General features: G+C 35.3%; 13 protein-coding genes and 1 riboswitch. Of the genes, 9 read left to right on the top strand and 4 right to left on the bottom strand.

Annotated elements, in window-relative coordinates:
* Positions 1 to 102: 102 nt before the first annotated feature.
* Together hemN and yihI are read right to left on the bottom strand one after the other, a co-directional pair.
* Positions 103 to 1,473, bottom strand: coding sequence for an oxygen-independent coproporphyrinogen III oxidase (gene hemN, locus ACGH80_RS01300; RefSeq protein ID WP_296301111.1), 1,371 nt, complete (start codon positions 1,471 to 1,473; stop codon positions 103 to 105).
* A 325-nt stretch (positions 1,474 to 1,798) separates the two neighbouring features.
* Positions 1,799 to 2,299 (bottom strand): Der GTPase-activating protein YihI, encoded by a 501-nt coding sequence (gene yihI, locus ACGH80_RS01295; protein WP_296301112.1) that lies wholly within the window; start codon positions 2,297 to 2,299, stop codon positions 1,799 to 1,801.
* Between the two features lie 168 nt (positions 2,300 to 2,467).
* Between yihI and coaA the strand changes: the two genes are divergently transcribed.
* The 9 genes from coaA to ACGH80_RS01250 all read left to right on the top strand — a co-directional run bounded on the left by coaA (position 2,468) and on the right by ACGH80_RS01250 (position 13,160).
* Positions 2,468 to 3,403, top strand: coding sequence for a type I pantothenate kinase (gene coaA / locus ACGH80_RS01290; RefSeq protein ID WP_411630431.1), 936 nt, complete (start codon positions 2,468 to 2,470; stop codon positions 3,401 to 3,403).
* Positions 3,404 to 3,420: 17 nt separating this feature from the next.
* Complete coding sequence (locus ACGH80_RS01285; protein ID WP_411630430.1) at positions 3,421 to 3,852, top strand: DUF1090 domain-containing protein; 432 nt, start codon at positions 3,421 to 3,423, stop codon at positions 3,850 to 3,852.
* Between the two features lie 159 nt (positions 3,853 to 4,011).
* A riboswitch (PreQ1 riboswitch) is annotated at positions 4,012 to 4,056 on the top strand.
* A 3-nt stretch (positions 4,057 to 4,059) separates the two neighbouring features.
* On the top strand, positions 4,060 to 4,533 hold the full coding sequence (gene queF, locus ACGH80_RS01280) for a preQ(1) synthase (RefSeq protein ID WP_065561507.1): 474 nt from the start codon (positions 4,060 to 4,062) through the stop codon (positions 4,531 to 4,533).
* A 27-nt stretch (positions 4,534 to 4,560) separates the two neighbouring features.
* Positions 4,561 to 5,217 carry a 7-cyano-7-deazaguanine synthase QueC gene (gene queC, locus ACGH80_RS01275; protein ID WP_411630429.1) on the top strand — a complete coding sequence of 219 codons (657 nt, stop codon included), beginning with the start codon at positions 4,561 to 4,563 and terminating at the stop codon, positions 5,215 to 5,217.
* Positions 5,218 to 5,263: 46 nt separating this feature from the next.
* On the top strand, positions 5,264 to 5,944 hold the full coding sequence (locus ACGH80_RS01270) for a 7-cyano-7-deazaguanine/7-aminomethyl-7-deazaguanine transporter (protein WP_296302816.1): 681 nt from the start codon (positions 5,264 to 5,266) through the stop codon (positions 5,942 to 5,944).
* A 500-nt stretch (positions 5,945 to 6,444) separates the two neighbouring features.
* Complete coding sequence (locus ACGH80_RS01265; protein WP_411630428.1) at positions 6,445 to 7,533, top strand: hypothetical protein; 1,089 nt, start codon at positions 6,445 to 6,447, stop codon at positions 7,531 to 7,533.
* 809 nt (positions 7,534 to 8,342) lie between these two features.
* On the top strand, positions 8,343 to 9,773 hold the full coding sequence (locus tag ACGH80_RS01260) for a hypothetical protein (RefSeq protein WP_411630427.1): 1,431 nt from the start codon (positions 8,343 to 8,345) through the stop codon (positions 9,771 to 9,773).
* A 470-nt stretch (positions 9,774 to 10,243) separates the two neighbouring features.
* Positions 10,244 to 11,680, top strand: a complete 1,437-nt coding sequence (locus ACGH80_RS01255; protein WP_411630426.1) for a hypothetical protein — start codon at positions 10,244 to 10,246, stop codon at positions 11,678 to 11,680.
* Between the two features lie 271 nt (positions 11,681 to 11,951).
* Positions 11,952 to 13,160, top strand: a complete 1,209-nt coding sequence (locus tag ACGH80_RS01250; RefSeq protein WP_411578940.1) for an MFS transporter — start codon at positions 11,952 to 11,954, stop codon at positions 13,158 to 13,160.
* A 103-nt stretch (positions 13,161 to 13,263) separates the two neighbouring features.
* Here the strand turns inward: ACGH80_RS01250 and surE are convergent, their stop codons facing one another.
* Both surE and ACGH80_RS01240 read right to left on the bottom strand, forming a co-directional pair.
* Entirely contained in the window at positions 13,264 to 14,043 is a 780-nt protein-coding gene (gene surE, locus ACGH80_RS01245; RefSeq protein WP_075524084.1) for a 5'/3'-nucleotidase SurE, read from the bottom strand.
* 9 nt (positions 14,044 to 14,052) lie between these two features.
* On the bottom strand, positions 14,053 to 14,910 hold the full coding sequence (locus ACGH80_RS01240; RefSeq protein WP_065589262.1) for a neutral zinc metallopeptidase: 858 nt from the start codon (positions 14,908 to 14,910) through the stop codon (positions 14,053 to 14,055).
* Positions 14,911 to 14,930 lie beyond the last annotated feature (20 nt).

Raw genomic sequence — 14,930 nt, 5'->3', positions numbered from 1 at the left:
TTTATTTGTTATTTTTTATTAAATTAGACTAAATATTAACATAATATTTACTTTGTAGGAATTACTCATATTGTTTACAGCAATTTGACAAACGACTTCAAATTAAATAACCCTAGAAAACTGCTGCTGCCTTGCCATTTTTCGCATATAAATATCAAAGCACATACAAATATTGCGTATCAATAAATGTCCTTTAGGTTGGACTTCGATTATATTGTTATTGATTGTCACTAATCCATCTTTTTGCAATGGCGCCAGTAATTTTAAATCTTCAGCAAAATAATCATCAAATTGAATTTGGTATTGTTGTTCAATAACATTTTTATCTAAATGAAAATGGCAGATAAGCTGTTTTATCACATCACGACGAATCTTATCGTCAGGATTTAAGGTGAATCCTTTCCATAATCCATGTCCTTTTTGCTCAACCTGAGTTTGATAGATTTTTAGATCTTTCTGATTTTGCGCATAACTATCACCTAACATACTAATGGCCGACACACCAAGTCCAAGTAAATCAGCATCGCCTTGAGTTGTATACCCCTGAAAATTACGATGCAATTTATTTTCTTGTTGAGCAATAGCTAATTCATCAGAGGGCTTAGCAAAATGATCCATACCGATAAAGTGATAACCAGCTTCGGTTAACTTTTTAATGCTAGTTTGTAGGATCTGCAATTTTTGATTGGCATTAGGCAAATCATCATCTTTAATTTTTCGTTGGGCAGCAAAACGGCTTGGTAAGTGGGCATAATTAAATACACTTAAACGATCGGGAGAAATATCAATCACTTTATTGAGCGTTTCGGCAAAACTTTCAATGGTTTGTTTTGGTAGGCCATAAATTAAATCTAAACTAATTGAGTGAAAATTATTTTTACGTGCTTGATTAATAAGAGACCGTATTAATGTTTCATCTTGTTCACGATTAATTAGGCTTTGGATTTCGTGATTAAAATCTTGAATTCCCATACTTAGCCTATTAAAACCAACACTTGCTAAATGGTCAATTGTTTGTGGTGTTATTTCACGCGGATCAATTTCGATGGATAGTTCGGCATTAGCAACAAAATTAAAATGCTTTTTTAACGAGGTAATCAATCGAGTAATTTCAGCATCGTTTAAAAAAGTTGGTGTACCACCACCCCAGTGCATTTGTGTTACCGTGCGATGTTTAAATAATTTTGCGCGTTCGGCAATTTCAATATCTAAAATGTCAAGGTATTTGGTAACTTTTTGTGTTTGGCGAGTAATAAGCTTATTACAACCACAGAAATAACAAAGCTTATGACAAAACGGAATATGCACATAAAGCGATAACGGTTTTGTGGGATAACGAGTTGCCGCCGATAAAAATTCTTGCTCATTAAATTTTTCGTTAAATTCAAGTGCAGTAGGGTAAGAGGTATATCTTGGGCCAGAATAATTATATTTTTCAATTAACGCTTGATCCCATAATTGCGTATCAGTCATGCTTTTTACTTCCGCTTATGTCTATCTTTAGTGTTGTTATTTTTATGAGTTTTTACTATTGCTTTTTGTTGGTTCTTGATTTTGGTTTTAATTTTGATTCGATTAGTTTTATTTAAATATAACAATGTGCAAATCAATAACCCAAAATATAAACTTAACATAATTAATATTGGCACTATGAATTGCTCACTTTTAATTATTAATTGACTGAATAAAAGTAATGGATTCTAAGTTTAAATTATCAGTAGGAATATTATTTTTGGATGATATTCCTACTCATATCAAGACACATACTATCACGATTGCTAATTATATTTTCCTATTATTAGTTTCGTTTTAATAAACTAACAATATCTTCTTTCTTTTCGTCTAATTCATCAAAATCATCAAAGTCGTCATCAGTATAACCAAGCTCTTGCATCAGTTCATCGATACGATTCAATTTTCTATCAAGATAAATTTGTTGATCTTTAGTGAGTTTGACATTTTGCTCGACTAGATCAAGTAACATATCTAATTTCGGATCGTTCTCTAACTGTTCTAATTCTTGTTGTGGCGATAAAATCGTTTTAATTGGTTTAGATTGTTTAACAGGTTTTTCTATATTGTTAGAATCTTCAACAATTAAAGAAATAGGTTTTTTGCTACCCACTCTTGGATCTTTGGTTGTTTTTGTCGAATTTTTATTTTTATTATTATCTAGCTTATTAAAGCGAGAGCCACTTGGTAAACCTTTGTGTTTGCGTTTACGCTTCAGTTCCCGAGATTCTTCATTAATCTCTTGACGGCTTTTTTTAGCTTTCTGTTTTGATTTATTTTTTAACATAAAATCTCTGTCTAATATTAGGGTTAATCATTTTACAAACGTATTTTATCAGTAAGTCCAAAATATAGCTATGATGAAGACGTCATGCTAATTTAAGATTGTAAAAAAATAAATTTATGTATAATCTGAGCCGAATAAATTTGTTAGACCGAATTAGAGAACAATAAAATGAAAAATCACTTAAGCCCTTATCTGAAATTCAATCGTCAAGAATGGGCTAGCTTACGTAATACGGTACCAATGACTTTAACAGCAGAAGAATTAGTTTCGTTACAAGGTATTAATGAAGATTTATCCATGGATGAAGTGAGTGAAATTTATTTACCTTTATCTAGATTACTTAATTATTACATCAGCAATAATTTTAATCGGCAAGCTGTTTTATCTAAATTCTTAGGTAAAAGTCAAAAAACACCTTACATTATTGGCATTGCAGGCAGTGTTGCTGTAGGTAAAAGTACTACCGCTAGAGTACTACAAGCATTATTAACCCGTTGGCCTGAACATCGCAAGGTAGCTTTGGTAACAACTGATGGTTTTTTATATCCAAATAGATATCTTGAAGAACATGGAATAATGAATAAAAAAGGGTTTCCTCAGTCTTACGATATAAAAAAATTGCTTAATTTTGTTGCTGATATAAAATCAGGACAGGCACAAGTTAAAGCACCCGTTTATTCTCATTTAGTTTATGATATTGTCGAAGATGAAGAAATCGTTATTGATAGTCCTGACATTTTGATTCTTGAAGGTTTGAATGTACTGCAAAGTACACTGAATTATCCACAAGCGAATAACCGAGTTTTTGTTTCGGATTATGTCGATTTTTCAATTTATGTTGATGCTGATATGTCATTATTACATGATTGGTATGTAAATCGGTTTTTAAAATTTAGGGAGGGTGCATTTAGCGATCCTAACTCTTATTTTAATCATTACTCAAAACTTCCAGAACATGAAGCTACAAATATTGCTAACCGAATTTGGCGAGAAATTAATGAATTAAATTTAGTTGAAAATATTTTACCAACAAAAGAACGAGCGAATCTTATTCTAACTAAAGGTAGAGATCATAAAGTTGATTGTGTCCAATTAAGAAAATAAACTTAAGGAAAATTTATATGAAATCAGTAAGTTGGTTAGTCTGTAAATTAAGTATTATTACTTTGGCTATTTCATTTTCATTTGGTGCTTATGCCTCAAATGGCCAATCAGAAGGACTAACGTGTGAAAGCAAAAAACAGTCCATTGAAAAACAGATTGATTATGCTAAAAAAAATAATAATTCTCATCAAATCCAAGGGCTTGAGAAAGCATTACGCGAAGTAAATGAGCATTGTTCAAATGATGATTTAGAAGCCAAATACAAAAAAAAGATTAATGAAAAATCAAATAAAGTGGCTGAAAGGACTAAAGAATTAGAACAAGCAAGAGCAAAAGGTAATAAACAGAAAATTATCAAACAACAAACAAAATTATCTGATGCCAAAATGGAACTTGATGAAGCTAAAACTAAATTATCTGATTTTTATAAAGAATTGGGATCAAAGTAAGCTATAATAATTAGACTATTTTCCAGTTTTCTTACTTTCTAACAACATTTTTATCATTAACACCATCGATGGCTATTGTTGATGGTGTTAGTTTTATATTTTGTATAACCATCTTGCTATACTAGACTTTTTTAAGCAAAAAGAGTATGGTGTGCGCCTTATTACGTGGTTCGTGAACCTCCCACGCTAAAAAACTAAGGAAAAATAATGAGTAAAATTACACTACTAGGCGATCAGTCTGTTCGCTATCCAACAACCTATTGTCCTGAAATACTCGAAACGTTCGATAATAAACATCCGAATAACGATTATTTTGTTAAATTTAATTGCCCAGAATTTACTAGTCTTTGTCCTATCACAGGGCAACCTGATTTTGCGACAATTTATATTTCGTACGTGCCCAATATTAAAATGGTCGAAAGTAAATCGTTAAAACTTTATCTGTTCAGCTTTCGTAATCATGGCGATTACCATGAAGATTGCATTAATATCATTATGAAAGATCTGATTAAATTAATGGATCCTAAATATATCGAAGTCTGGGGAAAATTCACTCCGCGAGGTGGCATTTCGATTGATCCTTATGCCAATTATGGCAAATCGGATACTCATTGGGAACAAGTTGCGGCTAATCGATTAGCCAATCACGACATGTATCCAGAAAAAGTGGATAATCGCTAATCTAATCTATCCAAACAGGAACAGTTAATGCAAACTCGTAAAGCACTAGTTATATTTTCTGGTGGGCAAGACTCAACCACTTGCTTACTGCAAGCCATTGCTGATTATGGACGTGAAAACGTTCAGGCAATCAGTTTTCGCTATGGTCAACGCCACGCAATAGAGCTTGAAAAAGCCAAATGGATCGCAGATGATCTTGGTATTGAGCAAACTGTCATTGATACATCAGTTATCAAACAAACTACAAATAATGCGTTGATTGATGACGCTCAAGAAATTAAAGCCGCTCAAGATGGCGATTACCCCAATACCTTCGTTGATGGGCGTAATATGCTTTTTTTACTTTTGGCTGGCTGTCATGCTAAGCAACAAGGAATTTCTGACATTATTATTGGAGTTTGTGAAACCGATTTTAGTGGTTATCCAGATTGCCGTGATGTCTTTATTAAATCAATGAATGTATCAATGAATTTAGCCATGGACTATGCGTTTAATCTCATCACGCCACTGATGTATTTAACCAAAGCGCAAACGTGGGAAATGGCTGATAAACTAGGTTATCTTGATTATGTTCAAAAACATACCCATACCTGTTATTACGGTGTTGAAGGGGGATGTGGTAAGTGTCCTAGTTGCTTGCTGCGTGATAAGGGCTTAAAAGAATATATGGCTCAAAGTAAATAGATTAACCAACAACTGGGTTCTCTCACCCCATTAAAAAGGAAAAAAGATGTATTTGAACACTCATTCAGAATCGATAGAAACAAACTTTACCCGTAAACAACAGCAAAAAGCCCTTTACTGGTTGGCCTTTTTTCATATTTTAGTTATTGCTTCAAGTAATTATTTAGTCCAAATCCCGTTTGATATTTTTGGTTTTCACACCACATGGGGGGCATTCACTTTTCCGTTTATTTTTTTAACTACCGATCTGACTATTCGAATTTATGGTGCTAGTTTAGCCAGAAAAATCATTTTTGTTGTAATGATTCCTGCATTGTTATTTTCATACCTGATTTCGGTACTATTTTTTGAAACCCATTGGGTTGGATTATCAGCATTGACGGAATTTAATAGCTTCGTATTTAGAATTGCATTGGCAAGTTTTGCCGCTTATTTAGTTGGTCAACTAATGGATATTACTGTTTTTAACTATTTAAGAAAAAACAGATCATGGTGGGTTGCCCCAACAGCATCGGCAATATTTGGTAATGGTATTGATACTATTGTCTTTTTTGCTATCGCATTTTATCAAAGTAACGATGAATTTATGGCAAATCATTGGATCGAAATTTCGTTAATGGACTATAGTTTTAAAATTCTAATTTGCGGATTATTCTTTTTGCCACTTTATGGCGTCATTCTGAATTTTATCCTAAAAAAGTTAGTCTCAATGCCTCAAAATAGCTAATTATTATAATCAATCTTTTAGTGGATTATCTTAATAAATATAAAACTCATTAATTATTTTAAATGAGTTTTATGTTTACTATTGAAAAATCACTTATAAAACTTGGTTACATTATTGATTGTATTTTTTTAAGAAAAAATAAAATTTCTAACTACTTAAACTTTTATTCAAAGTTTAAGTAACTGTATTCTTAACAAAGCTGTACAAAAAATCCGTCAAAAGACTAGCCAACAATTTTTAAAATGGTTATACTTTTATTGCTACAGGAAAACAAGCTTATTAAATAAGCGAATAATTATAAAAATATAAATAAAACAAATCATTACTTGACAGGTAAACCATAATGCATTATCATTTTAGACACCAGACACCAGCGCTGGCAAACCTATGTCTTAAATTTATTAAATAGACGCGTTTTAACGCTTCACTCGTTTATATCCTCGAAGTTATCCCTCAAATTATTATCAAAATTATCCCGAAAAATTTCGTTAGCGTTGACGGTGTTATTATTATCATCTTCATGGGATTTACAGGCATTGAATGGTAAAATGGATCGAGCGGGTAATCGTAGTGATGCAATAATTTTACCTTCAACACCACTTCCAGAACTACCTCCACCACCGCCGCCACCACCACCACCACCGCCGCCACCACCGCCGCCACCACCGCCGCCACCACCACCACCGCCGCCGCCACCACCACCGCCGCCGCCGGCAGTTATTGAATATGCAAGGCCGAGTCTAAGTTGGTATGACAGCAATTATGCACGTTATGCAGGTCCAGCTGACATATGGAATCCTTATAAGGGCTTTTTAGTTAAATCATCATATAGCCTAAATTTCCCGACTACAGGTGCAGATAAGTTATATTTTGATTTACTCATAAGAGGAATAGATGTAAGAGAATTGACATGGGCACCCGTCACGCATGAGGGAATCACTGCTACAGTGGTAAATGTTGAAGCTGGTTCTTGGGTGCCGATGCATAAGAATAAGATTCTTGGTATTGATGCTGTTTTTCTTCCTAGAGAGGATTGGAATAAAGTTGTAGCTCGGGTTGTTCTAAATGGTCCAAATGCAAGAGGTCAATGGGGCGCTCGGAACCCTCTAGTGTATAGGCCAAGGTTACCGCAAACATTTGAGTTAGTGGGTAGAAATAGAAATGGCGTTGAGGTAGTAAAATATGGATTTGTGTTGAGGCAGTGGTTCGTCAATCGAGGAGATGTGCGTGATACTGCATCTAATCAAGCTGAATGGTGTCGTCGTATGGGTTATCGCATACCAAAGGTAAGGGATTTAACTAATGCGAAGTGTGCGAAGAAGACGTTGTTTCCATGCAATAGATTTGGCGAAGATGGCGCCACTCCATCGTCGGGTTTTAATGGTTATCAACGGCGAATAGGCGCAGGTTTCTTTACGGAGTGGGGACCTATCCCAATTAACGCTTATGCGCACGGTGAAATTCATGCGAATGTAGCCAACGATAACTACTGGACAGATAATTATGGCATCACTGTCTACTTGCCTTACGGCATCGTCTACAAAACTGATCTTAGCCGCAGATATTACGCTTTTTGCGTTACACCTTAGGTTTAGTCCTTAATTCTTAGGCTATGGTGCAAATAGAGAATAATATAACAAAGGACAATACCTCTCGCAGTTGGGGCGCTGAGCAGGCCCCCCCCTACAAACCTTGCGCTTTTGTTATTAAATATAAAAGCGCTTTTATTAAAAAGCCAAATTCAACGTAATAAAAAATTAGCCTATAAACGGTTGATTTCATTTAAAAATATAAAATAAAAAATTCAATAAAATCAATAGTCTACCTGAACAATTTTAGAGCAAAAAACACGCTTATAGCACCACAATATTAATAAGCTTGCCTTATCAGAGCGTCAAAATATGCCGATAATGAAGTAAAGCTAGCACGCCAAACTGGGCTGTTGGGCGTGTTTGTGTTTTAGATGTTATCAGCAATATTAATCATTCCGTAAAAGTCAAAAAGTCCTAAAGATAACACCATATTTTAATTAGAAAATTCACCTATCTATAAAACCGAATCGTTTTCATCTTTACATTTCTTTACAAAAAAGTCCGCCAAAAAACTAGCCAACTATTTCTTAAACGGCTATACTTTAATCGCTTTAGAAAGACAAGCTTATTAAATAAGCGATCAATCATAAAAAATCGAAATAAAACAAAATATTACTTGACAGGTGGAACAAAATGCAGTACCATTTTAGGCACAAGGCACAAGGCACAAGCACTGGCAAACCTATGTCTTAAATTTATCAAATAACCCTATTCGACGAGTTTTTACACAAAACTCCATTATATCATCGCAATTATCTCTCAAATTATTATCGAAATTATTCACAAAATTATTTTCAAAAATCCCATTGGCATTAGCACCGTTGTTATTATTGCCGTACTCATTAGAATCGCAGGCATTATCGGCCACGACTTCTGAGCGCATTCAGGGTACTGCGCCTTATTTAACCTTTGATGGCGGTGCGACTCATGCCGATTCAGTTAGTCCCTTATTATCAGTAACATTGCCCGGAAACAAAATTATTACTGTATCAAATGATAGCTCAAGTATGGAAAATCCATTAGTGTTAGATAAACTTTTAGCCACTTTTGCGGATATCAAGACATTAGTACCGCATGGGAATTATCCAGAAGTATTGGCAGATAAAGTGATTGCTGACAATGGTTATTGGAAGGATGATGATGGCGATACACTTCATCGTGTCAATTCAAGTAAATTAAAAATTAAATGGCAGAATTTATATGGTCAAGATATTACTAATTATGTGAAAGATAACTCAGATAAAGCATTAAATGGCTGTGATGCACCTTATCAATTGACGTTAGAAGCGGAAGATGTGAGCATTAAGACAGAATATGGTATTCCTTCTGAAAGTGATAAATTTACTGGAAATAGGCATACCTATTATCTTTATCCCAAAATGGATAAACCACAATTTTGTTATGCTATGCCTAACTTAGAATATGATTGGCATTCAAATGATATACCTTACGATGGTGCAGTTTCTTCTCTTAACGATCCGCATGGAGATTGGAATAAATATAGAGGATTTTATGCCTATAATCCAGCGAATCCTGGAGCAAACTTTCCAACCACAGGCTCTCATAATTTATTTTTTTACTTGAGTGTTGCAGGAATGAAAGCACAAGATATCGTTAATACGAATGGTCGAACAATTTTGACAGGAGGGGTAACATTAACGTTAAATGCTGAAAATACGCTACCTACAGGGCTTGTAAAAATTAACTTAACGGGTCCTAAGGAGAGTAATCCTGGTTCTTTTATTCCTTCAACATTTTATTTACACGATAAAAACAATGACCCATTGTATAATTTTAGATTAGAGCGTTGGTATGTAGCTAAAAAAGGCGGTGCAGGCGGTTATCAAAATGCCGTAGCGTTTTGTAATAACTTTAATGGTGGTGGATATCGTATGACCAAAGTGCTTGACTTTACTAATTCAAGACGTAACCATTGGCAAAATGGTATAACAGACGGAAGCTATTTACGAAAAATTAGTTATAAAGTGAATGGTTATTGGATGGGAGGATTATTTAGCGAATGGGGACGTATGACTCAGATTTATTATAAAGATAGTGATTGGGAATATTTTCGTGTTGGCGATCCTGCTTGGGGAGACTATAGAGGGTATTATTGGACATCAGATTCAGATCAAAAAGCGTACAACAACAATGTCGTTGTAGAGACAAATACAGGTATTGTTGGTGGTAGAGATCATTCGGATCAAGACTATAGAGTAGCCTGCGTTACACCTTAATTTCCCTTTCTTTAACGATGACTATTTAAATAAAAATACTTAGTATTTTGTTTAAATAGTCGATTAAACTTTTTAGCTATAAAATATTTAGATTAATTTAACCATAAAGTTTATGCCCATTCATGATGAATAATTCTTACAATTTACATTTCTTTACAAAAAAGTCCGCCAAAAAACTAGCCAACTATTTCTTAAACGGCTATACTTTAATCGCTTTAGAAAGATAAGCTTATTAAATAAGCGAGTAGTTATAAAAAATCTAAATAAAACAAAATATTACTTGACAGGTGGAACAAAATGCAGTACCATTTTAGGCACAAGGCACAAGGCACAAGCACTGGCAAACCTATGTCTTAAATTTATCAAATAATCCTATTCGACGAGTTTTTACACAAAACTCCATTATATCATCGCAATTATCTCTCAGATTATTATCGAAATTATTCACAAAATTATTTTCAAAAATCCCATTGGCATTAGCACCGTTGTTATTATTGCCGTACTCATTAGAATCACAGGCATTATCGGCCACGACTTCTGAGCGCATTCACGGTACTGAGCCTTATTTAACCTTTGATGGTGGTGTTACTAAAGTGACTAAAACAGAGGACTTATTAGGTATTAAGTTATCAGATGGTCGAACATTTACATCGCAAAATAATTCTTCATCACCAACAGCGCCAATCAAGTTACCTAATGTAGGGGATACCTTGGCTGATATTGAAATGATAGTCCCGCCATTAAGCGTCTCAATAAATATAAATGACTTAGTGACACAAGGTAAATGGGGAGATGATGATGGAGATGGTCAGGGTACAAATGGTGTTACCGCATTAGGAAGTATATCGTTAGCAATAACTGATAAAGATGGAAATGCTGTTAGTCGTGGCGATGCATTAGATATATGTAATGCACCTTATAAGGTAACCTTAGATAGTTCAGGGGGAACTTTAACTACGCAGTATGGCGTGCCGAATAGTAGTAGGTTTTACGGAGGGACAGCGGAATATTATATCACTTTGCCGTTACCGCCAGTTATTTGTTCGGTCAGGCCGAATTTATTGTATGGTGGCACAACTGGAACTAGCTTGGATTGGGACGACCCACGCTATGCAGGTCCAGCTAACATATGGAATCCAGTTAAGGGTTTTTTAGTTCAGTCAACAACCCCATCATCTTACAGTTTAAATTTTCCAACTACGGGGTCAGATGGATTGTATTTTGATTTGGATATAGGTGGGATAGATGCAAGTCAGTTTACTTGGACCGTTATCACAAGTGGTAGTATAAGAGCAACGGTGAGTTGGATATTACCAAACCAAGGTACAAACGAAGATAAATGGATTAGAGATAAATCCAAGAATGTAACACGGGTAACGTTGAATGGTCCAGAGGCAAGAAGCCAGTGGAGCAATTCTAATCCTAGTCAAATTACCTTGCCATCTTTGCCACAAACATTTGAGTTAATCGGTAGGGATAGAAGTGGTAATGAGGTTCGGTATGGATTTGAATTGAGGCAGTGGTTCGTCAATCGGGGAGGTCAAGGGGCTAGCCTTTCTAATCAAACCACATGGTGTAATAGTTTGGGTTATCGAATACCACGGATAAGAGATTTAACTAATGCGAAGTGTGGTGTAGATAATCGTTGGTACCCATGTGTAAATGACATAGATGGCGCTAATCCATCCTCAGGTTTTACTGGCTATCAGCGTCACATAGGAGCAGGCTTTTTCACGGAGTGGGGCGCTATGTCCTACTACACTGATGCGGACTTTGTCTTCGACACCTTCTGGACAAGTGACGCTACAGATACAGATAGCGTTCAGTTCACTGTCTACTCGTACTACGGCGGCGTCGGCAGTTACAGCGATTACTACAGCGGCTTTGCTGTTTGCACCACTCCTTAGCGTTTAGTTCTTAATCCTTAGGGAGCAGAAGGTCTTATGATGCCTAGAGAACAATATAGATAAGAATAAAGCCCCCGCGCAAGTTGGGGCTTTTAGCAGGCAAAGCTTGCGAGCCTTGCAAATTTATGGTTCGCCAATAAGTAGTTAAATGTTGATTTTATCCGTAATAAATCAGCAAAAAACTAATCAACTTTATTTTAGCCTTAATTTTGTTACGTTTATGCCGATTTTATGTATATAATTAACGTAAATTCATCTATTGTGTATTATTATGGCTAATGTATCTTCGTTTCGCCAAAAGCAAAGCACTATTTTTGTCGCATTTCTAGTCACAACTTTTATTGTTGGTATTGCTGGTGCTTTACAATCTCCTACTTTAAGTCGATTTCTAACTTTTGAAGTTAATGTTAATTCACGGCTAGTTGGACTTTTTTTTTCTGTTAATGCTTTAGCCAGTATTGTGGGTAGCTTTTTATTGGCTAAATATTCCGATAAAAAGGGCGATAGGCGTTATATTGTTATATTTTGCTGTTTAATGGGCATTGCTAATAGCATTACTTTTGCGTTTACACGTCACTATTTGGTATTAATCACGCTGGGTGTTTTGTTTGCTGCGTTATCGTCTGCTGCTATGCCACAAATTTTTGCTTTAGCACGCGAATATGCCGTTAAAACTGGGCGTAATGTTGTGGCATTTAATTCACTTATTCGAGCTCAACTTTCGCTTGCTTGGGTATTTGGCCCACCAATTTCTTTTGGCTTAGCTATTAATTTTGGTTTTACGGCAATGTATTTAACGGGCATGTGCATGTTTATGGTCGCGATGCTGTTTGTTGCTATTTTTTTACCTTCGGTTGAAAAAAATCCCACCTCACAATTTAATAACGAAGCAGAGTTACAAGCGGCAAATCAACCACTTTGGAAGAATACAAATGTGCTTTGTTTATTGCTATCTACGGTATTTATGTGGACAGCAAATATGATGTATATTATTGATATGCCAATTTATGTTGATGTTGTATTACATCTTTCAGATTCATTGCCGGGTGTATTGATGGGGCTTGCTGCTGGTATCGAAATTCCAGTTATGCTCATCGCTGGATATTTAGTACCTCATTTAGGTAAACGAAATCTATTTTTTATTGCGATTGTTTGCGGTTTGATTTTTTATCTTGGTATGATTTTTTGTACTGGTAAATATGCCTTATTAGCATTACAGCTCTTTAATGCTCTATTTATTGGTATTGTAGCTAACATTGGTATTATCTATTTTCAGGATTTATTGCCTACCCGAATGGGAGTGGCTTCTACTTTATTTAATAATGGTGTTATTTTCAGCATAATTATAGCTGGAATGTTGCAAGGATTTGTATCAGAAGCCTATGGACATGAGGTTATCTATTGGATTGCGTTAGTAATGGTTGCGATATCATTGTTATTCTGTACGTTGGTGAAGGATGTAAAAACTAACGTGGGCTGAAAGTAGATGAATAGTTAGATAATTAATAACACAATCAATAGTAAATAAATAATTAAGTGTAATTTGTCTTCTTAATAGTTAGGAAGACAAATTACTGAAACAATTAAAGATTAGATGTGTTTAACAGTTTTTCATAAAAGGCATAATCGGTCCTTTCATAACCCAATGGCGTAATGGCAATAAAGTTGGCATTAGCGGCATCAAGTTCTTTATTGTCATCAAGTATTTGTAAATTGCGTTTTGCTCTAAACCAAAAGTAATCGTTGCCTTCGGGATCTTGTGTTGGTATCACCATAAAACGACTTACATCGCTATCGCCTTGTTTTGTTATTTTCAAACCTTTAATTTGTTGTGCTGTACATGCAGGAAAATTAACGTTAAAACAAATATTTTGCGCAGATGGTAACGAAAGTAATTTAGCAATAACTGTTTGAGCGTGATGTTTAGCACAACTCCAGTCAGTTGGCTGGTTATCTTCACTGGTTAATTGACTCAATGCAATTGCAGGAATGCCCAAAGTCATAGCCATCATTGCCGCACCAACAGTGCCAGATAACACTGTTTCAAATCCTACATTTGAGCCATTATTAATTCCAGATAGTACTAGATCGGGTAGGTTGTTAGCCATCAAATATTTAATTGCAAATAGTGAGCAATCGGCAGGAGTGCCATAAACGGCAAATTCTTGTTTTCCACGTTGAACAACTCTAAATGGCGTTTTTAAGCTCACTGAACAAGATACTCCACTTTGATCTATGGCTGGTGCAACTACCCAAACCTCGTGAGCTATCTTTTTTGCCACTTCTTGCAATAGTTTAATACCTGGTGCATCAAAGCCATCATCATTGACTAGTAAAACGCGATTAACTAACTTTTCTAACATATTATTTCCTTATTGAGCAAATGTATTACATTCGTTAATTGCACCACTATCAAACCCACGTTTAAACCAAGTATAACGTTGCTTAGATGTACCATGGGTAAAACTATCAGGTACAACATAACCTTCACTTTGTTGTTGCAAGCGATCATCACCAATGGCTTTTGCGGTGTTTAAAGCTTGTTCAATATCACCTTCATCCAGCCGATTTTGCTGTTGCATTGCATTGCCCCACATGCCAGCAAAACAATCGGCTTGGAGTTCTAATTTAACCGACAATTGGTTATTTGTGATTGTGGACTGACCTTGTTTTAATTGCTCAACGTGGCTAAATGTGCCCAGCAAATTTTGTACATGATGACCAACTTCATGCGCAATTACATAACCTTGAGCAAAGTCGCCACCACCACCAAGTCGCTGTTTCATCTCTTGATAGAAAGACATATCTAGATAGACAGTTTTGTCAATACTACAATAAAATGGTCCCATAAAGGTTTGACCAGTGCCACAAGATGTTCTTGTAGAGCCTTTATAAAGTACTAACTTAGGGGGAGTATAGGTTTTACCTAAACGTTGAAATTCTTGATGCCAATAATCTTCAGTACTTGCTAAAATGATAGACGTAAATTTGACGGCATCTTCATCATCAATTGAATATTGATTAGTATTTTGTTCGGTACTGTTCGTATCAATTAGTGTTGAATCTAGCAAGCCAGTTAAATCAACACCATAATAGCCAGCAATTAACACTACAATAAATAAAACAATCTTACCTTTACCACCAATTGGAAGTCTTGTTCCTATTTCACTTCCTGATTGTGAGCGACGATCTTCAATGTTATCGCTCTCTCGTTGGTCTCTCCAGCGCATAGGAATTACCTTGTCAGTTT

Origin of the sequence: Gilliamella sp. BG1, from assembly GCF_046635625.1 — a bacterium.
GTDB classification, from domain to species: domain Bacteria; phylum Pseudomonadota; class Gammaproteobacteria; order Enterobacterales; family Orbaceae; genus Gilliamella; species Gilliamella bombi.
This window is presented reverse-complemented; position numbering and strand designations above follow the sequence as displayed.

Bases quoted from the DNA above. Each gene is read 5' to 3' on its own strand.
- ACGH80_RS01240 (WP_065589262.1), bottom strand. From the start codon at position 14,910: ATGCGCTGGAGAGACCAACGAGAGAGCGATAACATTGAAGATCGTCGC.
- ACGH80_RS01250 (WP_411578940.1), top strand. From the start codon at position 11,952: ATGGCTAATGTATCTTCGTTTCGCCAAAAGCAAAGCACTATTTTTGTC.
- hemN (WP_296301111.1), bottom strand. From the start codon at position 1,473: ATGACTGATACGCAATTATGGGATCAAGCGTTAATTGAAAAATATAAT.
- coaA (WP_411630431.1), top strand. From the start codon at position 2,468: ATGAAAAATCACTTAAGCCCTTATCTGAAATTCAATCGTCAAGAATGG.
- ACGH80_RS01270 (WP_296302816.1), top strand. From the start codon at position 5,264: ATGTATTTGAACACTCATTCAGAATCGATAGAAACAAACTTTACCCGT.
- ACGH80_RS01285 (WP_411630430.1), top strand. From the start codon at position 3,421: ATGAAATCAGTAAGTTGGTTAGTCTGTAAATTAAGTATTATTACTTTG.
- queF (WP_065561507.1), top strand. From the start codon at position 4,060: ATGAGTAAAATTACACTACTAGGCGATCAGTCTGTTCGCTATCCAACA.
- yihI (WP_296301112.1), bottom strand. From the start codon at position 2,299: ATGTTAAAAAATAAATCAAAACAGAAAGCTAAAAAAAGCCGTCAAGAG.
- queC (WP_411630429.1), top strand. From the start codon at position 4,561: ATGCAAACTCGTAAAGCACTAGTTATATTTTCTGGTGGGCAAGACTCA.
- surE (WP_075524084.1), bottom strand. From the start codon at position 14,043: ATGTTAGAAAAGTTAGTTAATCGCGTTTTACTAGTCAATGATGATGGC.